Annotated in this window: 22 protein-coding genes; 14 read left to right on the forward strand and 8 right to left on the reverse strand. The window is 66.8% G+C overall.

What is annotated here, in order from left to right:
- The first annotated feature begins 247 nt into the window (after positions 1-247).
- The 3 genes from JQ639_RS05635 to JQ639_RS05645 all read left to right on the forward strand — a co-directional run bounded on the left by JQ639_RS05635 (position 248) and on the right by JQ639_RS05645 (position 3,248).
- A complete protein-coding gene (locus JQ639_RS05635; RefSeq protein ID WP_211970220.1) occupies positions 248-1,021 on the forward strand; it encodes a 3-ketoacyl-ACP reductase in 774 nt (257 codons plus the stop codon).
- Positions 1,022-1,032: 11 nt separating this feature from the next.
- Positions 1,033-1,509 carry a MaoC family dehydratase gene (locus tag JQ639_RS05640; RefSeq protein WP_211970221.1) on the forward strand — a complete coding sequence of 159 codons (477 nt, stop codon included), beginning with the start codon at positions 1,033-1,035 and terminating at the stop codon, positions 1,507-1,509.
- A gap of 116 nt (positions 1,510-1,625) precedes the next feature.
- Positions 1,626-3,248: an ABC transporter substrate-binding protein gene (locus JQ639_RS05645; protein ID WP_211970222.1), complete on the forward strand. Its 1,623-nt coding sequence runs from the start codon at positions 1,626-1,628 to the stop codon at positions 3,246-3,248.
- A 72-nt stretch (positions 3,249-3,320) separates the two neighbouring features.
- Here the strand turns inward: JQ639_RS05645 and JQ639_RS05650 are convergent, their stop codons facing one another.
- Positions 3,321-4,343 carry a Gfo/Idh/MocA family protein gene (locus tag JQ639_RS05650; protein ID WP_211970223.1) on the reverse strand — a complete coding sequence of 341 codons (1,023 nt, stop codon included), beginning with the start codon at positions 4,341-4,343 and terminating at the stop codon, positions 3,321-3,323.
- Positions 4,340-5,107 carry an enoyl-CoA hydratase/isomerase family protein gene (locus JQ639_RS05655; protein WP_211970224.1) on the reverse strand — a complete coding sequence of 256 codons (768 nt, stop codon included), beginning with the start codon at positions 5,105-5,107 and terminating at the stop codon, positions 4,340-4,342. Before JQ639_RS05655 ends, JQ639_RS05650 begins: the two co-directional genes overlap by 4 nt.
- A 62-nt stretch (positions 5,108-5,169) precedes the next feature.
- Here JQ639_RS05655 and JQ639_RS05660 point away from each other — a divergent pair, with 62 nt between their 5' ends.
- The 8 genes from JQ639_RS05660 to JQ639_RS05695 all read left to right on the forward strand — a co-directional run bounded on the left by JQ639_RS05660 (position 5,170) and on the right by JQ639_RS05695 (position 14,571).
- Positions 5,170-6,216, forward strand: a complete 1,047-nt coding sequence (locus tag JQ639_RS05660; RefSeq protein WP_211970225.1) for a LacI family DNA-binding transcriptional regulator — start codon at positions 5,170-5,172, stop codon at positions 6,214-6,216.
- A 271-nt stretch (positions 6,217-6,487) separates the two neighbouring features.
- Positions 6,488-7,498 (forward strand): ABC transporter permease, encoded by a 1,011-nt coding sequence (locus JQ639_RS05665; RefSeq protein ID WP_211970226.1) that lies wholly within the window; start codon positions 6,488-6,490, stop codon positions 7,496-7,498.
- Positions 7,495-8,376, forward strand: coding sequence for an ABC transporter permease (locus JQ639_RS05670; RefSeq protein ID WP_211970227.1), 882 nt, complete (start codon positions 7,495-7,497; stop codon positions 8,374-8,376). The genes JQ639_RS05665 and JQ639_RS05670 overlap by 4 nt, the downstream gene beginning before the upstream one ends.
- An 8-nt stretch (positions 8,377-8,384) precedes the next feature.
- Positions 8,385-10,451 carry an ABC transporter ATP-binding protein gene (locus JQ639_RS05675; protein ID WP_211970228.1) on the forward strand — a complete coding sequence of 689 codons (2,067 nt, stop codon included), beginning with the start codon at positions 8,385-8,387 and terminating at the stop codon, positions 10,449-10,451.
- An 8-nt stretch (positions 10,452-10,459) separates the two neighbouring features.
- Positions 10,460-12,073 (forward strand): acyl CoA:acetate/3-ketoacid CoA transferase, encoded by a 1,614-nt coding sequence (locus JQ639_RS05680; protein WP_211970229.1) that lies wholly within the window; start codon positions 10,460-10,462, stop codon positions 12,071-12,073.
- On the forward strand, positions 12,070-12,909 hold the full coding sequence (locus JQ639_RS05685) for a shikimate dehydrogenase family protein (protein WP_211970230.1): 840 nt from the start codon (positions 12,070-12,072) through the stop codon (positions 12,907-12,909). The genes JQ639_RS05680 and JQ639_RS05685 overlap by 4 nt, the downstream gene beginning before the upstream one ends.
- A gap of 46 nt (positions 12,910-12,955) precedes the next feature.
- A complete protein-coding gene (locus tag JQ639_RS05690; protein ID WP_211970231.1) occupies positions 12,956-13,393 on the forward strand; it encodes a MaoC family dehydratase in 438 nt (145 codons plus the stop codon).
- 32 nt (positions 13,394-13,425) lie between these two features.
- On the forward strand, positions 13,426-14,571 hold the full coding sequence (locus JQ639_RS05695) for an acyl-CoA dehydrogenase family protein (protein ID WP_211970232.1): 1,146 nt from the start codon (positions 13,426-13,428) through the stop codon (positions 14,569-14,571).
- A 15-nt stretch (positions 14,572-14,586) separates the two neighbouring features.
- Here JQ639_RS05695 and upp read toward each other — a convergent pair whose 3' ends face one another.
- From upp to JQ639_RS05710, 3 genes are read right to left on the reverse strand one after another with little or no spacing between them, the layout of a single operon-like run.
- Positions 14,587-15,216, reverse strand: coding sequence for a uracil phosphoribosyltransferase (gene upp, locus JQ639_RS05700; RefSeq protein WP_211970233.1), 630 nt, complete (start codon positions 15,214-15,216; stop codon positions 14,587-14,589).
- Between the two features lie 33 nt (positions 15,217-15,249).
- A complete protein-coding gene (locus tag JQ639_RS05705) occupies positions 15,250-16,473 on the reverse strand; it encodes a URC4/urg3 family protein (RefSeq protein WP_211970423.1) in 1,224 nt (407 codons plus the stop codon).
- 30 nt (positions 16,474-16,503) lie between these two features.
- Entirely contained in the window at positions 16,504-17,760 is a 1,257-nt protein-coding gene (locus JQ639_RS05710; RefSeq protein ID WP_211970234.1) for a GTP cyclohydrolase II, read from the reverse strand.
- 277 nt (positions 17,761-18,037) lie between these two features.
- On the opposite strand from JQ639_RS05710, the gene JQ639_RS05715 reads away from it, so the two are divergent.
- Positions 18,038-18,343 carry a hypothetical protein gene (locus tag JQ639_RS05715; RefSeq protein ID WP_211970235.1) on the forward strand — a complete coding sequence of 102 codons (306 nt, stop codon included), beginning with the start codon at positions 18,038-18,040 and terminating at the stop codon, positions 18,341-18,343.
- Between the two features lie 31 nt (positions 18,344-18,374).
- On the opposite strand, the gene JQ639_RS05720 is transcribed toward JQ639_RS05715, so the two are convergent.
- Positions 18,375-19,625: an MFS transporter gene (locus JQ639_RS05720; RefSeq protein ID WP_349644758.1), complete on the reverse strand. Its 1,251-nt coding sequence runs from the start codon at positions 19,623-19,625 to the stop codon at positions 18,375-18,377.
- A gap of 237 nt (positions 19,626-19,862) precedes the next feature.
- Between JQ639_RS05720 and JQ639_RS05725 the strand changes: the two genes are divergently transcribed.
- Positions 19,863-20,141, forward strand: coding sequence for a hypothetical protein (locus tag JQ639_RS05725; protein WP_211970236.1), 279 nt, complete (start codon positions 19,863-19,865; stop codon positions 20,139-20,141).
- 106 nt (positions 20,142-20,247) lie between these two features.
- Positions 20,248-21,081, forward strand: coding sequence for an IclR family transcriptional regulator (locus tag JQ639_RS05730; RefSeq protein ID WP_211970237.1), 834 nt, complete (start codon positions 20,248-20,250; stop codon positions 21,079-21,081).
- Between the two features lie 70 nt (positions 21,082-21,151).
- Here the strand turns inward: JQ639_RS05730 and JQ639_RS05735 are convergent, their stop codons facing one another.
- A complete protein-coding gene (locus tag JQ639_RS05735) occupies positions 21,152-21,865 on the reverse strand; it encodes an ABC transporter ATP-binding protein (protein ID WP_211970425.1) in 714 nt (237 codons plus the stop codon).
- Positions 21,866-21,883: 18 nt separating this feature from the next.
- On the reverse strand, positions 21,884-23,677 hold the full coding sequence (locus JQ639_RS05740; protein WP_211970238.1) for a branched-chain amino acid ABC transporter ATP-binding protein/permease: 1,794 nt from the start codon (positions 23,675-23,677) through the stop codon (positions 21,884-21,886).

Below are 23,677 nucleotides of genomic sequence, written 5' to 3' on the forward strand. Positions count from 1 at the left end.
TCGTGCGCCCCGCTCGCCATCTGCGTGCATCACCAGCGATCGCTCGCCGCGACCGCTTGTCACTGCGCACCAGCGCCGCCTCGCGCCAATGCAGGATTCCTCCTGTCTGATCATGTGCGTGCGCAGCACGCCCGGCGCCGTCTCGCCCGGAGCTTGATTTTGCGGCTTGCCATCGCACGCCCTCATGCCGTATGAGATCGATCCATATTAGATCGATCTAAAAATCGACGAGAGACGGGGAAGACACATGGCGGCGGGAACAGGCAGGGTTGCGCTCGTGACCGGCGGCGGCCGCGGCATCGGACGCGGCATCGCGCTCGCCCTCGCGGAACAGGGGTTCCGCCTGGTGATCAACGACCTTGCCATGACCGCGGACCTCGCCGAAACGCTGCGCCTGCTGGCTGATCGCGGCACGGAAGCCCGCAGCGCGGTCGGCGACATCGCGGCGATCGATCGCCATGGCGACCTCCTCGACGCCGCGTGGTCGGCCTTCGATCGCATCGACTGCCTGGTCAACAACGCCGGCGTCTCGGTGGCGACGCGCGGCGATCTCTTCGACGTCACGCCCGAGAGCTTCGACAGGCTGATGGCCATCAACCTGCGTGGACCGTTCTTCCTGACGCAGGCCTGCACCAGGCGGATGCTGTCGGCCGCCCCGGTCGGCTTTCGCAGTGTCATCACCATCTCGTCGATGAACGCCGAAGCCGCCTCCCCCGACCGCGCCGAGTACTGCATTTCCAAGACCGGCCTCAGCATGATGAGCCGTCTGTTCGCACTGCGCCTCGCCGGCGCAGGCATCCATACCTACGAGGTCCGCCCCGGCGTCATCCGCACCGCCATGACCGCCGTGGCGCGCGACAAGTACGACCAGCTGTTCGCCAGCAATGGCGCGCCGCTGTCGCGCTGGGGTGAGCCGGAGGATGTCGGCCGCACCGTCGCAGCGCTCGCCAGCGGCGTTTTCCCCTACACCACCGGTGAGGTGGTCCATGTCGACGGCGGGTTGGCATTGCCGAAGCTCTAAGGAGACCGCTGATGACCGGTGAGACCGCGAGACGATTGCCGCCTGGCGAATACTGGTTCGAGGATCTCATCGTCGGCGACCACTACGACACCGGCCATATCGTCGTGACCGAGGCGCATATCGTCAATTTTGCCGGCGTCTCCGGCGACTTTTTCGACCTCCACGTCGACGACGCCTTCGCCCGCGAGCAAGGCTTTCCAGGCCGCGTCGCCCATGGCCTGCTCGGCCTCGCCATGGCCGACGGCCTCAAGAACCGCTCACCGGTGCGCATCCTGGTGGTGGCCGCGCTCGGCTGGAACTGGAGCTTCAAGGGCCCGATCTTCGCCGGTGACCGCATCGGCGTGCATGTCACGATCAAGGCAAAGCGCCTCAACAGCAAGGGAGACCGCAACATCCTGACGCTGGGTTTCGACGTCAGAAATCAACACGGCGACACGGTCCAGGACGGCGAGGTCATCCTGGTCGCGCGGAGTCGGCCGACCAGTTGAAGCGGCCACGGCAAGAGCCGCAGATCGAGAACAACCACAAGCGGAGTCACGGATTTCCGAGAGCGATCTGACAACCGCGACCGGCACAGCCGGCGCATTCCTGGGGAGGAGCAGCAATGACGAAAACCTATGGCTGGCTGAGCCGGCGCGACATGATCCAGCTTCTCGGCATCGGCGGCACCGCCCTTGCCGCCGGGCTGCCCGACCGCGTGTTCGCGCAGTCGCGCAAGAACACGCTGGTGATCGGGCTCGACATCAGCGACACCATCACGCTCGACCCGGCGCGCCAGGCCCAGTACACGCCGCCGATGACCCTGCTGGCGGCTTACGACATGCTGGTCACCATGGCGCCGGGCGACTACATCACCATCCGCCCCGCCCTCGCCACCAAGTGGGCGCGCACGCCCGACGGCAAGGGATGGCGCTTCACGCTGCGCGAAGGCGTCAAGTTCGCCAGCGGCAATCCGATGACCGCCGAGGATGTCAAATGGTCGCTCGATCGCGTGCTGTACCTCGGTGACCAGACAGCCCAGTACATCGCCCATGTCGATCGTACCGAGATCGTCGATGCCACGACCGTCGACGTCGTCCTCAAGGATCCGTCACAGCCGCTGCTGACCATCCTCGCCGCGCCCGGATTCGTCATCTACGACCGCAAGCTACTCGAGCAGCACGGCGGCGACGCCAGCATCGAAGCCAAGACCAAGGACAAGGCGACCACCTGGCTCAACAGCAACTCCGCCGGCGCCGGCGCCTACCGTCTCGTCGGCTGGGAGCGCAATGCCCAGATCCAGTTCGTACGCAACGACAACTACTGGCGCGGCAAGCCGCCGTTCGAACGGGTGATCATCCGCCACATCGGCGACAGCGCTGCGCAACTGCTCTCGATCCGTCGCGGCGACGTCGACATCGCTTTCAACCTCATCCCCGAGCAGATCGCAACCGTCAAAGCCGACGCCAATTTGCGCCTCGAAGCCCTCACCAGCCTCGATTTCGTCTACATGGCGCTGACTCAGGAGGCCGAGTACAACAAGGCGCTCGCCGTCAAGGAAGCGCGCCAGGCGATCGGCTATGCCATCGACTATGACGGCATCATCACCAATCTGCTCGGCGGCGCGGCGGTGCGGCCCGCCAACTTCCTGCCGATCGGGGTGTCCGGATCGACGGAAAAGATCGCGCGCGACATCGGATTCCCGCAGGATCTCGCCAAGGCCAAGGCGCTGCTGCAAGGCGCGGGTCTCGCCGACGGCTTCGAATTCGAGCTCGCCTATGGCACTGCGGCGATCGCCGGCGTGACCTACCAGACGCTCGCCCAGAAGATTCAGGCCGACCTCGCCCGCATCAACATCCGTGTCAAGCTGACGCCGATGGACCAGGTCAACCTGCGCACCACCTACACCGGCAACAAGGCCCAGGGCGGCGTGCTGACGTTCTGGAATCCGCCGGCAGTGGAGAACCTGCTGTGGGCGGCGGCAACTGTCGAGCGGGTCGCCCGGCGCGTGCACTGGGCCGTGCCGGAGGACGTCACCAAGCTCGTCCATGCCGCCGCGGGCGAGCAGGATCCCCAGAAGCAGGCGGATCTGTGGGTCGCGTACCAGAAGCGCGTCGTCGACCAGGCCAACCTGATCATCCTGTTCCAGCCGATCTATCAGATCGCGGTGCGCAACACCCTTGATAAACTGCCTCTCACCGCGGCCGGTTGGCAGATCGACATGTACGATACCAAGCCGAAGGCGTGAGGCGATCGGCGGGCGGCCGGGCCATGCCGGCCGTCCGCGAACGACGTGTTCGCGGGGGAGGCGCGCCAGGCGTCAGCCGAGCGCGACCGGGCGGCCGGATGCCGAGGACTGCAACAGCGCCTCGATGAGCTGATGCACCTTCAGCGCTTCGCGGCCGCTGACCACGGGCTCGCGGCCGGCGGCGATGGCATCGAGAAAGTCCTCGATCAGCGCCTTGTGAGCCTGGTTCGAGAACGCCATCGGATCGGCGCCGCCGCTCTTCGACTCGCCGCCGTCGAAGCGCTCGACCCGCCCGTCGCGGTAAAACACCGCCAGCGATTCCGCCTCCAGCACCGCGGTGCCATTCTCGCAGGCGAGCTCGATGCGCTCCGAGAAGCCGGGGAACGAGACGGTGGTCGCGTCGATGGTACCGATTGCACCGTTCTCGAACGCGACCGCCGCTGCCACGATATCCTCGGTGTCGATGCGCCGCAACGGCGACGTCGTTGCCATTGCCGTCACCCGCGCGATCGGCCCGGCGAGGCTCTGGAACAGGTCGAGGGTATGGATCGCCTGGGTGATGAGAACGCCGCCGCCGTCGCGGGCCATCATGCCTCGCCCGGGCTCGGCAAAATACTCCGGCGAGCGCCACCACCGGATCGATGCCGAGCCTGACACCAGCCGGCCGAGCTCGCCGCTGTGCAGAGTGGACGCTAGCCTGCGCGCCGCCGTGCGGAAGCGATGCTGCAGCACGACACCGAACGTGCGCCCCGCCCGCTGCATCGCGTCGACCGACTGCCGCGCCCGCTCGGCCGTGACGTCCAGCGGCTTCTCCAGCAGCACGTGCTTGCCGGCCGCCGCGCATCGCGCCACGAGGTCGTGATGGGTCAGCGGTGGCGTCAGCAGAATCACCGCCTCGACCGATCGATCGCCGAGCACGGCGTCGAGATCCCCGGTCACCGGCAGGTCCGGATGGAGCCGGGCGAACGTCTCGCGCCGGCTCGCGCTGGGCGCCTGGCACGCCACGATGCGAACGCGGTCGGCCAGTTCACGCAGGCTCTGGATATGCGGCTTGTGGGCCATTCCGAGGCCCACGATGGCGACGCCGATGGTCATTGCTTGAACTCCGCCTCCCGCTTCTGCTGGAAGGCGCGAATTCCCTCCATGTGGTCTCCCGCCGAGAAGCACAGGGTATTCATCTCGTTCTCATACGCCAAGCCCGCCGGCAGTGTCGACGACAGCGCCATGCGCACCGCCGCCTTGACCGACTCGACGGCCACCGGACTGAAGCCTGCGAGCTTGCGGCAAAGTTGGCGCGCCGTCGCCAGTACCTCGCCATCGTCGACGATGTATTCCACGATCCCGAGCCGATGGGCCTCGGCGGCATCGATCGGATCGCCGCACATCAACAGCCGCATCGCCTGGCCGTAGCCGATCAGGCGCGGCAGCATCTGCGAGGCGCCGCCGCCGCCGACCCACCCTCGTTGCACCTCCGGAAAGCCGAGCCGCGCGCCGCGTCCCATCACCCGCAGATCGGCCGAAAGCGCCATTTCCGCGCCGCCGCCGAGCACCCAGCCATGCAGCGCCGCAATCACCGGCTTGCGCATGTTGCGCACGAATGTCGCGTATTCGCGGCGGTTGCGGAAATCCCAGGCCGTGGGATAGGCCGCCAGCGCGTTGAGATCGCTGCCCGCGCAGAACGCGCGCTCGCCGGCGCCGCGCAGCAGGATCACCCGGACATCCGCGGCACGGTCGAGATCGCGGCAGATCCGCTCGATGCTCGCCGCCATGGCGGGCGTGATCGCATTCATCTTGGCCGGCCGGTTCAGCACGATTTCCGCGACCGCGCCATCGCGCTCAAGCAATACTTCGTCTTCCATCTGGGCTTCCTCTCACGTATTCAGGTTTGACGAACCGCTGCAAACAGGTGCACGAAGCGATCATGAAGCGCCCCAGCAAGAGCCTGCCGAAGCCGCAGCGCGTCACCCTGCACGACCTGGCGCGGCATGCCGGCGTGTCGCGGGCGACCGTGTCGCTGGTGCTGCGCAAGAGCCCGCTGGTGGCGGACAGGACGCGCGAGAGCGTGCTCGAGGCGGTCAGCGCGCTGGGCTATGTCTACAACCGCGGCGCGGCCAACCTGCGCACCCAGCGCTCCCACACCATCGGCGTCGCCATCAACGAGATCACCAACCCCTATTTCGCCGAGCTGACGGCGGCGATCCAGCGCGCCTTCTGGGATCTCGGCCGCACGGTCTTCATCGCCAATTCGGAGGAGGATCCGGCGCGCCAGGACCAGTTCATCGCCACCATGCGCGAGTACAACGCCGACGGCCTCGCCATCTGCCCGTCCCAGGGCACCACCCGCCAGACGTTGAAGCGGCTGAAGGACCAGGGCATTCCCTGCGTGCTGATCTCGCGCAACGTCGCCGGCTGCGGTCTCGACTACGCCGGCCACGCCAACCTCGAGGGCATGCGCATGGCGACCGAGCATCTCATCGAGCTCGGCCACCGGCGCATCGCAATGATCGGCGGCACTGACCTGATCTCCACCGGCGCCGAGCGCCGCAAGGGCTATCGCGAAGCGCTTGCGAGACATCGCATCGCCATCGACGAGGAGCTGATCATTCCCGGCCCGCCGACCCGCAGCTTCGGCGCGGCGACCGTGAAGGCCCTCCTCACCAATCCCAATCCGCCGACCGCCGCAGTGTGTTTCAACGATGTCATCGCGTTCGGCGTCATGCTCGGCTTGCGGCAGGTCGGCCTCGAGCCCGGCCGCGACTTTGCGGTCATGGGCTATGACGACCTCGCCGAGGCCGAGCTGTGGACGCCGGCGCTGTCGACAGTGGCGATCGACTCCATCGGCATCGGCGTTGCTGCCGCGCAGTTGCTGCTGCAACGGATCGAACACCCGGATGCACCGCCGCGCCGCGTCGTGATGCAACCAAAGCTGGTTCTGCGCGAGTCGAGCTGCCCGCCTCGCCGCACCTGATCTCCCGCGGAAAATCGCCACCGTCCGCCTCCCGTGCCGCAGCCGCTGCGTGCATCGTCCTGCACGCGCGATCGCACCTGCGACGATCTTGATTGGCTTCGACGTTAAATCACGATTGACACGCCGTCACTGAAAATTTAGAACGATCTAATAAGGGAAATATCCCATATAATGCGAAGGGAGGTTCCATGGCTGCTCGCAGCTTGCGCCCGCCGCCGGTCTCGACAGATGTGCGCCGTCACGCCCTGCGCTCTCGCTAGCGGAGCAGGCCATGCTGCGCTTCATCGTTTCGCGGCTCGGATTGACGATCGTGATGGCGCTCCTTGCCACGTTGATCATCTTCCTGATCGCCAACATGGTCCCCGGTGATCCGATCCTCGCCCAGCTCGGCGACGTCGCCGCATCCAACAAGGAATTTGTCGCCGAGTGGCGCGCCAAGTGGGGGCTCGATCTGCCGCTGTGGGAGCGTTATTTCATCTTCCTCAAAGGACTGCTCCACGGCGATCTCGGCATTTCGATCTCGTCCCAGCGCCCGGTGTTGCAGGACATCGCGCAATTCGCTCCGGCGACGCTGGAGCTCGCCACCATCAGCTTCCTGCTTGCCCTCGTCATCGGCATTCCGCTCGGCATCGTCGCCGCCGTGCGCCGCGACAGCTGGATCGACCATCTGGCGCGCATGGTGTCGCTGATCGGCGTCTCCTCCCCCACCTTCTGGCTCGCCTTCATCGTGCTGGCGATCTTCTATGGCGGCCTGGAGATCGCACCGGGGCCCGGGCGCCTCGATCCCATCGCCTTCCCGCCTCCCACCGTCACCGGACTGATGCTGATCGACACCCTCTTCGCCGGCGACTGGGACACATTCCGCGACGCCGCCGCCCATCTCGTACTGCCGTCGATCGTGCTCGCCGCCGCGACACTCGGGCTGATCACGCGAACCACCCGCGCGAGCATGCTCGAGAGCATCCAGCAGGATTACGTCCGCGTCGCCCGCGCCAAGGGCCTCAAGCCGCGGACGATCATCATGGGTCATGTGCTTCCCAACGCGCTGATCCCGGTGGTGACGCTCGGCGGCCTCGCCTACGCCAACCTGCTCACCGGCGCGGTGATGACCGAGACCGTGTTCTCCTGGCCGGGCCTCGGCCGCTACACGTTCCGCAGCGCCGCCACACTCGACATGCCGGCCATCATGGGCATCACACTGATCGTCGCGCTGGTCTACCTGCTGGTCAACCTCCTGACCGACATCAGCTATGCGCTGCTCGATCCCCGGGTGAACCGATGAGCATCACCGTCGATCAATCGCCGGCGGCGCCTGCAGTCCAGGCTGTGCCTACCGCCGCCCAGCGTTGGCGCCGGCGCTACGGCCTCCCCGCCTTCGGCGGAGCCATCGTGGTGCTGTGGCTGCTGATCGCGCTGGCGGCACCGCTGTTGACGCCCTACGCGCCCGACTTCGTCGACGTCGCCAACCGCCTGCAGCCGCCGTCCGCCGCACACTGGCTCGGCACTGATGTGCTCGGACGCGACGTGCTCACCCGCCTGCTCTACGGCGCGCGCGTGTCGCTCAGCACGGCGTTGCTGGTCGTGTTGCTGGGGGCGCTGTTCGGCACGCTGGTCGGCGGCATGGCCGCCTACGCCCGCGGCTGGACCGAGAACCTCATCATGCGGATGACCGACCTCGTGCTGTGCTTTCCGCCGATCATCCTCGCGCTGGCAATCGCAGCGGCGCTCGGCATCGGCGCGTTCAACACCATGATCGCCATGCTGATCGTGTGGTGGCCGAAGTTCGCGCGTCTCGCCCACAGCCTGGTGCTGGTGCAGCGGTCGCAAGAGTATGTCGAGGCCGCCGTCGTGATGGGCTTCGCGCCGTCGCGCATCCTGCTGCGCCACATCATCCCCAATGCCGTCGGTCCGCTCGTGGTGCTGGTGACGCTGGATCTCGGCAACGCCATCATGACATTCGCCGGCCTGTCGTTCCTCGGCCTCGGCGTCGTTCCGCCGACCCCGGAATGGGGCTCGATGGTCGCCGAAGGGCGCGAACTCGTGCAGCAATGGTGGGTCGCCACCTTTCCGGGCCTTGCGATCCTGACGGTGGTGCTCGGCTTCAACTTCCTCGGCGACGGCGTTCGCGACTGGCTCGACCCGAAGGCGCGCATGCGATGAGAGATGGCATGACGATCAGCAGCGGCAGTCCTGCCCCAGCCGTCCCGGCGCTGGACGTGCGCGATCTCAGGACGCAGGTCTTCACCGACGAGGGCATCGTCCGCGCGGTCGACGGCGTCAGCTTCACGGTCGGCGCCGGCGAGACGCTGGGCATCGTCGGCGAGTCCGGTTCGGGCAAGAGCATTACGGCGCTGAGCCTGATGCGCCTGCTCGAGGAGCCGAGCCGCGTGGTCGGCGGCGAGGTCCGCTTCCAGGGCCGCGACCTGCTCAAGGCGAGCCCTGACGAACTGCGCAGCCTGCGCGGCGATCGCCTGGCCATGGTGTTCCAGAACCCGATGACCTCGCTCAACCCGGTGCTGAAGATCGCCCGCCAGCTGGTCGAAACGATGGTGGTGCACGGCCGCTACAGCCCCGAGCAGGCGGGACAGCGGGCCGTCAGCCTGCTCGGCCGCATGGGAGTGAGCGCCCCGGAACGCGCGGTGGACAGCTACCCTCACCAGTTTTCGGGTGGCATGCGCCAGCGCGTGATGCTCGCGCTCGGCATGAGCAACGAGCCGTCGCTGCTGATCGCCGACGAGCCGACGACCGCGCTCGACGTCACCATTCAGGCCCAGATCCTCGAGCTGCTGCGGGAGCTCAACCAGGACTTTGGCACGGCCATCGTGCTGATCAGCCACGATCTCGGCGTCATCGCCCGTGTCTGCAGCCGCACCATCGTGATGTATGGCGGCGAGGTCGTCGAGGACGGCCCGACTGAGGACCTGCTGGCCGATCCCCGCCATCCCTACACCTGGGCGCTGATCAACGCCGTGCCGCGCATGGACGATGCCGCGTCAACGAGCCGGCGTCTCACCACTATCGACGGCCAGCCGCCGGACCCGCTCAACCATCCGCCGGGCTGCCGCTTCGCCGAGCGCTGCCCGTTCCGGGTCGCCCAGTGCGACGTCCATCCCGAGCTCGCCGAGGTGCTGCCCGAGCGCAAGGCGCGCTGCTGGGTCACCCAGCGCGGCGCGGCCTTGACGCCACGGACCCGCGCCGAGCCGGCCGCCGTCGTGTCCGCCGAACGGCCAGAGCCCGTCGCGCGCGCCGAGGCCGCGCCAATCCTTCAGGTGCGCGGGCTGGTCAAGCGCTTTGCGCTGCCGCGGCGCGGCTTCTTCGAAGCGCCGCGCTTCGTCCACGCCGTCGACCATGTCGACCTCGACGTTCGGCGCGGCGAGACTGTCGGCCTGGTCGGCGAATCCGGCTGCGGCAAGTCCACGCTCGCTCGCAATGTCATCCGCATCCACACGCCCGATGCCGGCGACATCCTGTTCGACGGCCAGAACATCGCGCGCAGCTCGCAGAAGGAGATCCGGCCTCTTCGCAAGCGGATGCAGATGGTGTTCCAGGACCCCTACGCTTCGCTCAATCCGCGCATGAGTGTCGCCGAGATTCTGGGCGAGCCGCTACGCTTCCATGGCCTCGTCAGCACGTCTGCGGAGGTCCGCAGCCGCATCGACGAGCTATTGCGCACCGTCGGATTGAATCCGAAGTCGGCGCAGCGCTATCCCCATGAGTTCTCGGGTGGGCAGCGCCAACGCATCTCGATCGCGCGCGCCCTCGCCGTCGACCCCGAATTCATTGTCGCCGACGAGCCGATCTCCGCCCTCGACGTCAACATCCAGGCGCAGATCATCAACCTGATGCTCGATCTGCAGGAACGCTTCGCGCTGACTTACCTGTTCATCGCCCATGATCTCGCCGTGGTGCGCCACATCTCCAACCGCATCGTGGTGCTCTACCTCGGCAAGGTGATGGAGATCGCCCCGTCCGACGCGATTTTCACCCGCCCCCTGCACCCCTACACCCGCTATCTGATCTCGGCTGTGCCTATTCCCGACGCCGCAGTCGAGCGGGCGCGACGGCACGTCCAGCTCGGCGGCGAGCCGCCGAGCGCCATCGCGCCGCCGTCGGGCTGCCGCTTCCGTACGCGCTGCCCGATCGCAAAGCCCGTCTGCGCCAGCACGCCGCCGCCTCTGACCGAACATGCCGCCGGCCATTTCGCCGCCTGCCATTTCCCTGACCAGCTCAACTAGGAGGCACCGTGCAACGCGTCACTGCCGACGAAGCCGTCCAGCTCATCCGCTCCAACGACACCGTTGTCATCGGCGGTTCCGGCGGCGGCCATGCCGTGCCGGAAGCGCTGATGGCCGCCGTCGAGCGCCGCTTCCTGAGTGAGGGCCAGCCACGCAATATCACCGCCGTGCATCCCGTCGGCCTCGGCGACGGCGCCACGCGCGGCGCCAACCACTTCGCCCATGAAGGCCTGCTCAAGCGGATCGTCTGCGGCACCTTCGTCAATTCGCCGAGGATCTCGGATCTGGCGATCGCCGACAAGATCGAGGGCTATACCCTGCCGCAAGGCGCGCTGTCGCAGCTGATGCGCGAAATCGCCGCCGGCCGCCCGGGCCTCATCACCAAGACCGGCCTGCACACCTTTGTTGATCCCCGCCACGGCGGCGGCCGCCAGAGCAAGTGCGCGCCCGAAGGCCTCGTCGAGCTCATCGACTTCCGCGGCGACGAATACCTGTTCTACAAGCCGTTCCACATCGACGTGTGCTTCCTGCGCGGCACCACCGCCGACGAGGACGGCAACATCACGATGGAGCAGGAGGCGGTGTTCCTGGAGATGCTGTCGGAGGCCCAGGCCACCAGGCGCTGCGGCGGCATCGTGATCGTCCAGGTCAAGCGCATGGCGAAACGCGGCACGCTGCCGCCGAAGGCAGTGAAGATCCCCGGCATTCTCGTCGACTTCGTCGTCGTCGAACCAACCCAGTGGCAGACCTATGAGGTCGAGTACAGCCCGTCCTACGCCGGCGAGCTGCGCATGCCGCTGTCCGACATCCCGCTGCTGCCGCTCGACGCCCGCAAGGTCATCGCCCGCCGCGCCGCGCTCGAGCTGTTTCCCGGCGCAATCTGCAATCTCGGATCCGGCATCTCGACCGGGATCGCCAATGTCGGCGCCGAGGAAGGCATCCTCGACGAGGTCTGCTTCACCAACGAGCAAGGTCTCGTCGGCGGCGCGCCGGCCTCCGGAGGCGATGCCGGCGCTGCGCGCAACTACGCCGCGGTAATCGACCAGCCCTACCAGTTCGACTTCTACGACGGCGGCGGCCTCGATCTCGCGTTCCTGTCGTTTGCCGAGGTCGATGCCGCGGGCAACGTCAACGTCAGCCGGTTCGGCAAACGCATCGTCGGTCCCGGCGGCTTCATCAACATCAGCCAGAATGCCAAGACCGTGGTCTTCAGCGGCACCTTCACCGCCGGCAAGTCGGAGATCGGCTGGCCGGGCGGCCGCATGCAGCTCGTGCGCGACGGCGATCATCCCAAGTTCGTCGCCAATGTCGAGCAGATCACCTACAGCGGGCCCTATGGCAGCCGGCGACGCCAGCACGTGCTCTATGTCACCGAACGGGCGGTCTTTCAGCTCACCGAGCGCGGCGTGGAGTTGATCGAGATTGCGCCGGGCGCCGACGTCGAACGGGACGTCATCGGCCGGATGGGTTTCCGTCCGATCATCTCCGCCGCGCTGAAAACCATGGACCCGCGCCTGTTCCGACCTGAGCCGTTGCAGCTCGCAGCAGACCTTGCCGCACGGCCACGCAGCGACACGCCTGCCCGCGAGCGGGCGCGCGCCGTCGCCGGAGCGGGCCGATGACAAATACGGCCATGACCGAACGCAACCCGGCCGAGCAGATCATCATCGACGGCACCACGCGCCTGTTCGCCATCATCGGTGACCCGATCGCCCAGGTGAAGTCACCACGCGTGCTCAATCCACGCTTTGTCGCCACCGGCATGGATGCGGTGATGATACCGGTCAACGTCAGGCCCGATCATTTCGAGGCGACCGTGCGCGGGCTGATGGCGATCGGCAACCTCGACGGCATCGTCGTCACCGTGCCCTACAAGAGCCGCATCCTGCCGCTGATCGACGACGTGCTGCCGATGGCGCAGCAAGTCGGCGCCGCCAACGCGCTCCGGCGCGAGCCGGATGGCCGCTGGTGCGGCGACATGTTCGACGGCCGCGGCCTGGTGCGCGGCCTCGGCAAAGCGGACGTCAGGCTCGCCGGTCGGCGCGTCATGCTGATCGGCGCAGGCGGCGCCGGCAGCGCCGTCGCGGTCGCGCTCGCCGACGCCGGCATCGCCGCGCTGACGATCTTCGACGTCGATGCGGACAAGGCGACGGCGCTCGCGGACCGTGCCCGCAGTGCCTATCCGGCATGTGCCGTGCGCGCCGGCGCCGTCGATCTCGCCGGTCACGACACGCTGATCAACGCCACACCGATCGGCATGGCTCCGGGCGACGGCCTGCCGGCGCCGATCGACGGACTTTCAGCCGACACGATGGTGGTCGACGTCATCATCAAGCCGGAGGTCACGCCCCTGCTCGCCGCCTCCCGAGCGCGCGGCTGCCGCACCTTCAATGGCCGCATCATGCTCGAAGGCCAGGCGGACGAGCTCGCCGCCTTCTTTGGCGCCGGAATGAACTGACTTGAAGTGAGCCGACTTGAAGCAAACCGACCTGGAGTGAACTGACATGGACACCTTTCTCAAGGTGGGAGAGACCGCGACCTTCGCCAAGACGATCACGGAGGCCGATCTCGTGCTGTTCGCCGGGCTGACCGGCGATTTCGATCCGCTTCATGTCAACGAGCAGTACGCCCGCTCGACGCCGTTCGGACGCCGGATCGCCCACGGCGCTCTTGTCATGGGGTTGCTGTCGACCACGGCCTCGATGATGTCGCGCCGCTCCGTCGAGCGCGGTTCGACGGCGACCTCCGTGTCCCTTGGCTACGACCGGATCCGCTTCACCCGCCCGGTGTTCATCAACGACACGCTGACGGCAAGCTACACCATCGAGGAGATCGACGTCGCCGCGGGGCGGTCGCGCTCGCGTGTCGAGGTGGTCAACCAGGACGGCGAGCCGTGTCTGGTCGGCACGCACATCATGAAATGGGTGGCTGCAACTCACTGACCACCGCCGGACCCACCCTGAAAGCCCAAGCCATGCAATTGACCGAGACCCACCGCGAAATCCGCCAGACCGCTCGCCGCTTTGCCGAGCAGGTCGTCCGCCCGCAGGCGGAAGCCCTGGATCGCGACGAGGCTTTCCCCCACGACATCTACAAGGCCATGGGAGAGCTCGGCCTGTTCGGCATCACCGCGCCCGCCGAGATTGGCGGCGCCGGCCTCGACGCCCTGTCCTACGCACTGGTGATGGAGGAGCTGTCACGCGGCTATTCGTCGGTCGCCGACCAGTGCGGCCTCTACGAGCTGATCGCGACCCTTCTCGCGGTGCACGGCAGCGTCGAGCAGCAGAACAAATGGCTGCCGCGCCTGCTGCGCGCCGAACTGCGCCCGGCCTACTGCATCACCGAGGCCGATGCAGGCACGGACGTCTCCGGTATCAAGACCTCCGCCGAGCGCACGTCCACCGGCTGGCGTCTCAACGGCTCCAAGCTCTGGATCCACAATGCGCCCGTCGCCGACGTCGGCTTCGTGCTCGCCCGCACCGACAAGGCCGCCGGCAAGCGCGGCATGAGCATCTTCATCGTCGAGTTCGACCGGCCCGGCGTGTCGCGCGGCGCCAAGGAACACAAGATGGGGCAGCGCGCGTCCCAGGTCGGCGCGCTGCACTTCGAGAATGTCGAGCTTCCTGCCGATGCCCTGCTCGGCGCCGAGGGCCGCGGCTTCCACATCATGATGAGCGCCCTCGACAAGGGCCGGATCGGCATCGCAGCGCTTGCGGTCGGTATCGCCCAGGCCGGCCTCGAGGCCGCGCTGGAGTACGCCGGCACCCGCAAGCAGTTCGGCCAGCGCGTCGTCGATTTTCAGGGCCTGCAGTGGATGCTCGCCGACATGGCCAAGGACATCACCGCGGCCCGTCTCCTGGTCCATCAGGCGGCACGCACCCTCGATGCCGGCGAACCGGCGACGATCTACTGCTCGATGGCCAAGTGCTTTGCCGCCGACGTCGCCGTCGCCCAGACGGCCAACGCGGTGCAGATCTTCGGCGGCAGCGGCTACATCCGCGGCTTCGAGGTCGAGCGGCTCTACCGCGACGCCAAGATTACCCAGATCTATGAGGGCACCAACCAGATCCAGCGCTCGATCATCGCCCGCGAGCTGCTGACCAACGGCATTCCAGCCTGAGCCACCGGACGGCGGTCACCGCGTACCGTAGGCACGGTCCCCCGCATCGCCGAGGCCCGGGATGATGAACGCCTTGTCGTCGAGCCCCTCGTCGATCGCCGCTGTCCATACCGGCACATCCGGATGAAGGCCACGCAGCCGCTCGATCCCTTCGGGGGCGGCCAGGAGGCACACCACGCGGATCTCCCTGGCGCCCCGCTCCTTGAGGCGGTCGACAGCGGCCACCGCAGTGTTCGCCGTCGCCAGGACCGGCGACACGACGATCGCGAGACGCTCATGCAGATCGGAGGGGGCCTTGAAGAAGTATTCGACGGCAGTGAAGGTCTCGGGATCGCGATAGAGGCCAATATGGGCAACACGCGCTGTCGGCACGAGATCGAGCATGCCGTCGACGAAGGTCACGCCGGCACGCAACACCGGCACGAACACCAGCTTCTTGCCTGCGATCCTGGCCGACTGCATCCGCGCCAGCGGCGTCTCGACCTCGACCTCGGTCAACGGCAGGTCGCGCGTGACCTCGTAGCACAGCAGCATGCCGATTTCCTTGAGCAACTCCCGGAACGACTTGGTCGAGATCGACTTGTCGCGGATCAGCGTGACCTTGTGCTGCACCAGCGGGTGATCGACAATCGTGACGCCGTCCATGGCTGTCTCCGTGCGCTGCGTTTCTTGATTGCTTCAAAATACCGTGCCGTCGCTGACGACACGGATCGGCGGCGAACCGTCGGGCCGGCGCTCGAAGGCAATGGTGCGTCCAGCCGCCCAGGTGCCGCCTTCCAGGATCTTGGCGAGCGGAAACGCCGCCGCGTCAACACCGAGACGCTCGCGCACGATCTGCGCCAGCCCATCGAGCAGCGCCACCGTCAGCGCACGCCACTCGACGATCAGAGGTGAGGAGACGTCGTAGTCCAGCTCCGCCGCCGCCGGGTCACGGAAGGCGAGCACGCCGGTGTCGATGAACAGACCGCCATTGCGGTATTCGGCAAGCCCGGTCAGGCCGTCGATATCGGCGACCGTCACGCCGGCGCGCTGCAGCGGCTCGATCAGCGAATAGGTCAACCATTGCGACAGCTTGTGCAGCGGCACGAGGCCGCTCGACGCATCGTCGGTGACCAGCGCCGGATGCCGCCAGCAGTCGCCGAGCGGAACGCCGCCGAGATCGAGCCGCGACGGCCAGATCGGTCCGAGCTGCTGCAGCACCACCGACAGGATATCCGGCGCGGCGATGGCGCCGCCGCCGGCGCGGGACAGCAGATGATCGACAAGACCGCCGGGGCGCGGCCCGCCCGCGCCGCCGAACACCGCCGGCTGCGCCGCGAGCTGCGCACCGAGCCGTCGCAGCAACTCGACGCGCCCCTCGATGCCGACGAGCGGATTGTCCTCGGTGACCTGAAAGCCGCGCCGCACATCGTCGGCGGTGAGGCGTAGCAGCGCCTCGGCATCGACCCGCAGCGGGTCATCCTCCGTCGCCGAGAATGCGCCGGAATCGAACATGTCGAGGCTGGCGAGCGCGAGCCCCTCGGAACGGCCGATCGCGACATCGCTGACATTGTCGTGATAGCGCCAGAGCGCGCCCGCGCCGGCATCGAGCAACACGCTGACGATGGCGAGATCGAACTCGGCGCGCGCCCTGGCAATCGGATCGGACCAGCCAGCGCTGGCAGCGATCGCTGCCCAGCGGTCCTCGCCGTCGATTATGAAGTGACGCCAGCGTGAATGAAAGGGAATCTCACCGAGCGGATAGTTGCGGCGCATGGTGGCGAGCACCAGATCGACCGCGGTATCGAGCCTGGCGAGATCGACCCGGAAATGCGGCAGACGATCCTCGAGCCCGACTTGCAGGAGCCGATGCGCCCGTTCGCGCACCGCCTCAGCCGACAACAGTGACTGTGCATCGACCATATCGCGCGTCACACCCCGTGCATCCAGCGGTCAGTACTTGTCGAGCGACCGGCCGACGGTATCGTCGAGCTCGCTTGAAGCCGGCTTCTCGACGGAGAAATAGCCCGCCGCCTTCTTGGCGGCGATTTCGACATGGGCGTCGGCCGGAATCAGGTCGTCGGGAATCGGAACGCGCTCGACGATCTCGATGCCCTGGGACGTCAGTGCGTCGTACTTCATATCGCTCATGGACACGAAGCGGTCGATGCGCGGCAGGCCAAGCCAATGAATGACGTCCGGCATCAACTGCTGGAAGCGCGCATCCTGTACGCCGGCGACGCATTCGGTGCGCTCGAAATAGGCAGCCGCGGCATCGCCATCCTCCTGGCGCTTGCGCGCGTTGTAGACCAGGAACTTGGTGACCTCGCCGAGGGCGCGGCCCTCCTTGCGATTGTACACGATGACGCCGAGGCCGCCGGTCTGGCCGGCACGGGCGCACTCCTCGATGCCATGGATGAGATAGGGCCGACAGGTGCAGATATCCGAGCCGAAAACATCCGAGCCGTTGCACTCGTCGTGGACACGGCAGGTGATGCGCGTGCGATGGTCGGGCAGCCGGGTGACATCGCCGAACAGGTAGACCGTGGTGCCGCCGATCGGCGGCAGAAAGATCTGCAGGTCGGGACGGGTGACCAATTCGGGAAACATGCCGGCGGTCTGCTCGAACAGCGCGCGGCGCAGGTTGGTCTCGCTGGTGCCGAAGCGCGTCGCGATGGCCGGCAGGTACCACACCGGGTCGATCGCGATCTTGACGACGGAAACGCTGCCGTTGGCATGCACCACGTCGCCATCGGCCTCGAGGCGCTTGGCGGCGAGCGCGGCCTGCAGCTCCGGCAGGTCGAGCCGCGCACGGGTCACCGCGATGCTGGGGCGAATGTCGATGCCTTCGGCGATCTCCTTGCGGAAGGTTTCGGCGACGAGATGTCCCCACGGATCGAGCGCGACAATGCGCGACGGATCGCTCCACTGCGGAAACGGGCCGATGGTCGCCGCCGGATAGGTATTGGTGAGATCGGGGCGGCGGATCGGATCGAGCGCTCCCGACGACACCGCGAGCGCCCGATAGACGGCATAGGAGCCGCCATGGCTGCCGATGACGTTGCGATCCTGCGGCCGCGATACCGTGCCGATCACCGGCCCGCGCTCGCGCGCGGTCGACGCGCCCCATGTGATGGGAAACTCATGCTTCGCGCCCGGCACCGGGTGTGAGGTGAGCCGAATGTGATCGGTGCGATTGGAACGGGTCATCAGTCCAGAACCCCTAAAAGTCGGCAACCCCTAAAACGGCGACGGCCCGCCGGAACGACGGGCCTGACGGTCAAACGAGATCAACGAGGGAGCCCCGCAGGACTCCCCATAAAGTATATAGGCAATTTCGAATACCTTACAATGACGCCGTTTTCTGCAAATTGGCCGGCCTGCCCTGCAGCAATCGAAATGCCTGCCGCTACGCCTGGGCATTGGAAACGGCAAAATCCATGATATAAATGGTTGTTTCTTCTCGAATGGAGGGAGGGAACGACACGTGACTGACTTATATGACTGGCTCGTTGGCCAGCACCCGGGTCTGCGGACCTACGCTTCCTTGCAGCGCAAAGCCCTCGAACTCGCGTCAACCGACGCCGAGCACGGCGCCCTGTACCATCTGCTCGCCGGTCTCGCCGGCCGCCATATCGAATCCTACGACGAGGAGCCGCTGCCCGCAGACGTCGCGCAGCAGGCCTATCAGCGGCTGCTGACCACCGTCGGCGACGCTGAACGTTCGATCCGCCTGCCGCCATCGGAGCAGGTCAAGGCGCTCAATCGCCTCGCGGCCACCGAGCTGGTCTGAACGACCAGCACGATGGCGCCGTGAGCCACCGCTACGCCAGCTCGGCGCCGCGACGTTCCGGCACGAGCAGCAGCAGCGCAACGATGTCGACGATGTAGAGCAACGCCAGCGCGGCGATCGCGGTCTGGAAGCCGTAGTCCTTGCTGACGATGCCAACCAGCAGCGGCCCGAAGCCGGCGACCGCGCGGCCGATGTTGAAGAACACGTTCTGCGCCGTCGCACGCGCGGCCGTGGGATACAGCTCGCTCATCAGCGCGCCGTAGCCACCGAGCATGCCGTTGACGAAGAATCCCATCACCGCGCCGCCGATCAGCAGCGCCATGGGGCTGACGAGCTGTGAGTAGACCACGACCATGATGGCTGCACCGATCATGTAGCCGAGGAATGCCGGACGTCGGCCGAGACGGTCGGCGATGTGGCCGAACATCAGGATGCCAAGAGCCATGCCCGCGATGGTCACTGCGGTCCACAGCGCCGTCTTGGTCAAACCATAGCCGAACTGGGTGGACAGATAGCTCGGCAGCCAGATCATGATGCCGTAGTAGCCGAAGTTCTGCACCGAGCAGAGAATGATCATACCGAGGCTGGTCTTTATGGTCTCGCGGTCGGTCATCAGCAGCTTGAGTGAGAACACCGCGCCCTGGTGCTGCGCCTTGTTGGCGACGAAGACGTCCGGTTCGTGAAGATGGCGGCGGATGAAGTAGGCGATCAGCGCCGGGAAGATGCCGACGATGAACATGCCGCGCCAGCCGATCACCGGCAACAGCAGCGGCGTGATCAGCGCCGCGGCCAGCACGCCCGACTGCCAGCCGAGGCCGACATACGACGAGGCCCGCGCACGCTTGGCCGCGGGCCAGGCCTCCGCCACCAGCGCCATGCCGATGCCGAATTCGCCGCCGAGCCCGAGGCCGGCGATCGCGCGGTAGATCAGCAGGTCCCAGTAGCCCTGCGCCAGTGCGCACATGCCGGTGAAGACGGCGAACAGCACAATGGTCCAGGTCAGCACCCGCACGCGGCCGAGCCGGTCCGACAGCATGCCGAAGACGATCCCGCCGACGACGGCGCCGATCAAGGTCACGGTCACGAGCCACGCGCTCTGGGTCGAACTCAGGTGCAGGTCCGCGGAGATCGCGCCGAGCATGAAGCCAAGGATCAGCAGGTCGAAGCCGTCCATGGCGTAGCCGAGCGCCGATCCCCACAGAGCCTTTTGTGCGCTGGACTTCGAGTCGCGAACCGTCTCCGTGGCGAGCACCATCCCCGCTGTACCCTCGATCTGACTCACGACGACCTCTCCCAGCCAATGTGACAAAATTGTGCAAGTCTACCTTGCGAGGATCATGCAAGAAAGCTGCCGGCCCGGCGCCGTCCCCATGAAATCAACTGGCGCGGCCCCGATCGGCCGCCCCAACGTCGGGATACCCCCTGGGCGCCTCTTGGACCATTAGCCTTCGGCGATGCCGAAGGCACCTCACGAAAACTGCGAATTGCCACCCTTACTCTGACCCGCCACCATGGCGGCATGTTCGAGAACCGCTCCATATCGACACGCACGGCTGCGCCGGCACTGAAGGACCGCCTGCTCGAAGTCGCAGCGCTCGGCCTCGCCTGTGTGCTGGCGGCAACCGTGCTCATTCGTGCGTATGGCGCCGGCGACGCCGATGCTGCCGCACCGGCCCCGCTCCATGCGGCACCGGCGGCGCACGCCGCTCCGGCGGCGGCGCCACAGCCGGCCGCCCGGCGCTCCGCCACCGAGGAGGATGTCCGCCGGATCCTGCAGGACATGGCGCTGCACGATTGACGCAACACGCGCATCGGTGACAGGCGCGGTAAAACCCGCCAAGGGCCTCCCCTTGCCGATCCGGAATCGCTATACCGGTCGACATCCAAGAGGAGACGTCGGGCGGATGAAAGTGGAAGGCCGAGGAGTCCAGTCGATCGAGGTCGGAGGCCGTATTCTCGTGGCGCTGATCGAGTTCGGCCAGCCGACCATGCTGCGCGATCTCGCGGCCCGCGCCGGGATGACGTCGGCGCAGGCCCATGCCTATCTCGTCAGCTACCGCAAGCTCGGGCTGGTCGAACAGGATTCCGCCACCGGGCGCTATTTCCTCGGCCCGCTGGCGCTGCAACTCGGCCTCGTGCGCATGCGTGGAACAGACCCCCTCCGCATGGCCAGCACCGTCGCCACCGAAATTTCCGAAAAAACCGGCTACATGGTCACGGTGTCGGTGTGGGGACCACATGGCCCCACCATCATCCAGGTTCACGAGGCGATCTATCCGGTGCACGTCAATCTGCGCGCCGGCGCACTCTACACCCTGACCGGAACGGCGACCGGGCGCCTGTTCGCCGCGCTCTATCCGCTGGAAAGCGTACGGACACTGCTCGCCAGGGAAATGCGTGCGGAGCAGAAAGGCCAGCACCTGCCGAGCGGCAAGTCACGCCAGGCGTTCGCCGAGGACTTCGAGGACATCCGCCGCCAGGGTTACGCCACCACCGAGGGTGTACCGGTGCCCGGCATCAATGCGGTCAGCGTTCCGGTGTTCGACCAAAGCCAGAAGATGCAGTTTGCGATGACCGCAATCGGCCCGAATTCGGAGCTCGACGTGCGTCCAGGCAGCGCCAACATGCAGCCAGTCATCGAGATCATCAACCGCCTGTCGGAGCAACTCGGCTATCGTCCCGATCTTGCCGCCCGAACAGCTGCAGCCAAGCCCAAGGCGCGCACGCGCAAGTCTTGAATACAAGACATGATACGAAGACGCGTCGGCCAAGCCGCCGTGCATCGGCACGGCGCTTGCCGTCACATCCTCAGTGCGCGTTGCCGAGATAGGCCTTGCGGATTTCCGGATGCGCCAGCAATTCGGCGCCTGTGCCGCTCATGGTGATGCGGCCGCTGTCGAGCACATAGGCCCGGTCAGCGAGGCGCAGCGCCAGGTTCGCCATCTGCTCGACCAGCAGGATGGTGATGCCGCGGGACCGCAGGTCGCGGATGATCGCGAAGATTTCCTTGATGATCAGCGGCGCAAGGCCGAGCGACGGCTCGTCCAGCAACAACAGGCGCGGCGCGCCCATCAGCGCGCGGGCGATCGCCAGCATCTGCTGCTCGCCACCCGACAGCGTCACCGACATCTGGTTTTGACGCTCGCGCAACCGCGGGAACAGGCGATACTGCTCCTCCAGTGCCTCGTTCAGCTCCGCGGTCGTCAGCCGCCGCGCATAGGCGCCGAGCTCGAGATTGTCGCGGATGCTCTGGTCGGGAAAGACCTGACGGCCTTCCGGCGACAGCGCGATGCCGTACTGCACGCGGCGATGCGGTGGCGAGGCGGTGATCGTCTGGCCTTCGAAGACGATCTCGCCGGTGCGCGGCTGCATCAGGCCGGCGATGGCCTTGAGCAACGTGGTCTTGCCGGCGCCGTTGGCGCCGACGATCGCCACCACCTGGCCCTGCTCGACCTCGATCGATGCATCGGAAACCGCCTCGATCGGGCCGTAGGACACACTGATATTCTTGAGCTGCAGCATCGTCATGTCACGTAATCCCTACGACGCCGTCGCCACAACCGGAGGCTCGTCGGCCTCGTCGACGCCGAGATAGGCCTCCATCACCCGCTTGTCGGTCTGCACGATCGACGGCGGCCCCTCGGCGATCTTCTCGCCATAGTCGAGCACGATGACGTGGTCGGCGATCTTCATCACCATATCCATGTGGTGCTCGACCAGCAGGATGGTGATGCCCTGGTCGCGAATGCGCTCGATCAGGCCGCCCAGTTCCTCCGTCTCCTGCGGATTGAGACCCGCCGCCGGCTCATCGAGCAACAGCAATTCAGGCTCGGTCGCAAGCGCCCGCGCGAGCTCCACCCGGCGCTGCAGACCGTACGCCAGCGCGCCTGCCGGCTTGTCGGCATCGGCGGCAAGGCCGACGAATTGCATGATGGTCTCGACCCGGCGCGACGCCTGTGCCTCCTGCTGGCGGCCGCCGCCGAACATCGAGACGAAGAAGCCGTTGGTCATCCGCCGATGCTGGCCGACCAGAATGTTGGTGCGGACGCTGAGATCCTTGAACAGGCGCAAATTCTGGAAGGTGCGCGCGATGCCACGGCTGCAGATGGCGTGCACCGGCTTGTCGGTCAAACGCTCGCCCCGGAAGACGATCTCGCCGCTGTCCGGCTTCACGATACCGGACAGAATGTTGATGAAGGTGCTCTTGCCGGCGCCGTTGGGGCCGATCAGTGCGTGAATGTGGCCAGACGTCAGCCTCGCGCTGAGATCCCGCGCCGGACGCACGCCGCCATAGGCCTTGCAGACATCCGTGGTCTGCAGCAGCGTCTCGTTGACCGCCGCGCCGTCGCGCGGGAACAGCGCCGGGGCGCTCTCGCCTTGGCCAGCAACCGCCGGGACCGCCGATGCACCACGGACGCGGTCAAGCAGGTCTGACAGAACGCCGGCAAGGCCGCGCGGCATCACATAGAGCGCGAACAGCAGCAGCGCGCCGTTGGCAAAGTGCTCCGCCCAGCTCCAGCGCGCCAGGAAGCTGCCGATCAGCGTCAGCGACACCGCACCGAGCAACGGACCCGCCATCGAGCCGCTGCCGCCGAACATCACCAGCAGCAGGATGAAGACCGAGAGGTTGAAGTTGATGAAGTCGGAATTGATATACTGGTTCTGCTGTGCGACCAGCGCACCGGCGAGACCGCAGGTCGCTGCCGCGATCACGAACGCCAGCACCTTGTACCGCAGCACAGGCACGCCCATCGACGCCGCCGCAACCTCGTCAGCCTGGATCGACAGCAGCGCGCGGCCGAGCCGGCCGGTCAGCACATTGCGCAGCAGCAGGTGCACGACCAGCGACAGCGCGATGGCGAACCACACCCACTGCTTCATGTCGAACGGCGCGCCGGCGATGGTCAGCGGCTTAATAGCGTAGATGCCCATCGCACCGCCGAACAGGTCGGACGCCTCGGTCACCAGCTTCTCGACGACGATGCCGAACGCCAGCGTGACCATGGCGAGGCTCGGTCCCTTCACGCGCAGCGACGGCGCGGCGATCAGCACACCGAACAGCGCCGACACCACGACCGCGATCGCCAGCGCCAGCCATGGGTTCATGTCCCATGACGTCGTCAGCAGCGCCACGGCGTAGGCGCCGGCGGCGAACAGCCCGGCCTGCCCCAGCGACTTCTGCCCGGCGAAACCGACCAGCACGTTCATGCCAGTGGCGCACAGGAAGTAGATGCAGATCGAGAACATGATCCGGAGATAGAAGTCGTTGCCGGTGACGTACACCAGCACCACACCGACGAGCGCCAGGGCCGCCGCAGCCAATGTCCCACGCAT

The organism is Bradyrhizobium sp. U87765 SZCCT0048, from assembly GCF_018131225.1.
In the GTDB taxonomy this organism is placed as follows: Bacteria; Pseudomonadota; Alphaproteobacteria; order Rhizobiales; family Xanthobacteraceae; genus Bradyrhizobium_A.

Excerpts from the sequence above, each read along its gene's own strand:
- JQ639_RS05635 (WP_211970220.1), top strand. The coding sequence starts at position 248 with ATGGCGGCGGGAACAGGCAGGGTTGCGCTCGTGACCGGCGGCGGCCGC.
- JQ639_RS05640 (WP_211970221.1), top strand. The coding sequence starts at position 1,033 with ATGACCGGTGAGACCGCGAGACGATTGCCGCCTGGCGAATACTGGTTC.
- JQ639_RS05645 (WP_211970222.1), top strand. The coding sequence starts at position 1,626 with ATGACGAAAACCTATGGCTGGCTGAGCCGGCGCGACATGATCCAGCTT.
- JQ639_RS05650 (WP_211970223.1), bottom strand. The coding sequence starts at position 4,343 with ATGACCATCGGCGTCGCCATCGTGGGCCTCGGAATGGCCCACAAGCCG.
- JQ639_RS05655 (WP_211970224.1), bottom strand. The coding sequence starts at position 5,107 with ATGGAAGACGAAGTATTGCTTGAGCGCGATGGCGCGGTCGCGGAAATC.
- JQ639_RS05660 (WP_211970225.1), top strand. The coding sequence starts at position 5,170 with ATGAAGCGCCCCAGCAAGAGCCTGCCGAAGCCGCAGCGCGTCACCCTG.
- JQ639_RS05665 (WP_211970226.1), top strand. The coding sequence starts at position 6,488 with ATGCTGCGCTTCATCGTTTCGCGGCTCGGATTGACGATCGTGATGGCG.
- JQ639_RS05670 (WP_211970227.1), top strand. The coding sequence starts at position 7,495 with ATGAGCATCACCGTCGATCAATCGCCGGCGGCGCCTGCAGTCCAGGCT.
- JQ639_RS05675 (WP_211970228.1), top strand. The coding sequence starts at position 8,385 with ATGACGATCAGCAGCGGCAGTCCTGCCCCAGCCGTCCCGGCGCTGGAC.
- JQ639_RS05685 (WP_211970230.1), top strand. The coding sequence starts at position 12,070 with ATGACAAATACGGCCATGACCGAACGCAACCCGGCCGAGCAGATCATC.
- JQ639_RS05690 (WP_211970231.1), top strand. The coding sequence starts at position 12,956 with ATGGACACCTTTCTCAAGGTGGGAGAGACCGCGACCTTCGCCAAGACG.
- JQ639_RS05695 (WP_211970232.1), top strand. The coding sequence starts at position 13,426 with ATGCAATTGACCGAGACCCACCGCGAAATCCGCCAGACCGCTCGCCGC.
- upp (WP_211970233.1), bottom strand. The coding sequence starts at position 15,216 with ATGGACGGCGTCACGATTGTCGATCACCCGCTGGTGCAGCACAAGGTC.
- JQ639_RS05705 (WP_211970423.1), bottom strand. The coding sequence starts at position 16,473 with ATGGTCGATGCACAGTCACTGTTGTCGGCTGAGGCGGTGCGCGAACGG.
- JQ639_RS05710 (WP_211970234.1), bottom strand. The coding sequence starts at position 17,760 with ATGACCCGTTCCAATCGCACCGATCACATTCGGCTCACCTCACACCCG.
- JQ639_RS05725 (WP_211970236.1), top strand. The coding sequence starts at position 19,863 with ATGTTCGAGAACCGCTCCATATCGACACGCACGGCTGCGCCGGCACTG.
- JQ639_RS05730 (WP_211970237.1), top strand. The coding sequence starts at position 20,248 with ATGAAAGTGGAAGGCCGAGGAGTCCAGTCGATCGAGGTCGGAGGCCGT.
- JQ639_RS05735 (WP_211970425.1), bottom strand. The coding sequence starts at position 21,865 with ATGCTGCAGCTCAAGAATATCAGTGTGTCCTACGGCCCGATCGAGGCG.
- JQ639_RS05740 (WP_211970238.1), bottom strand. The coding sequence starts at position 23,677 with ATGCGTGGGACATTGGCTGCGGCGGCCCTGGCGCTCGTCGGTGTGGTG.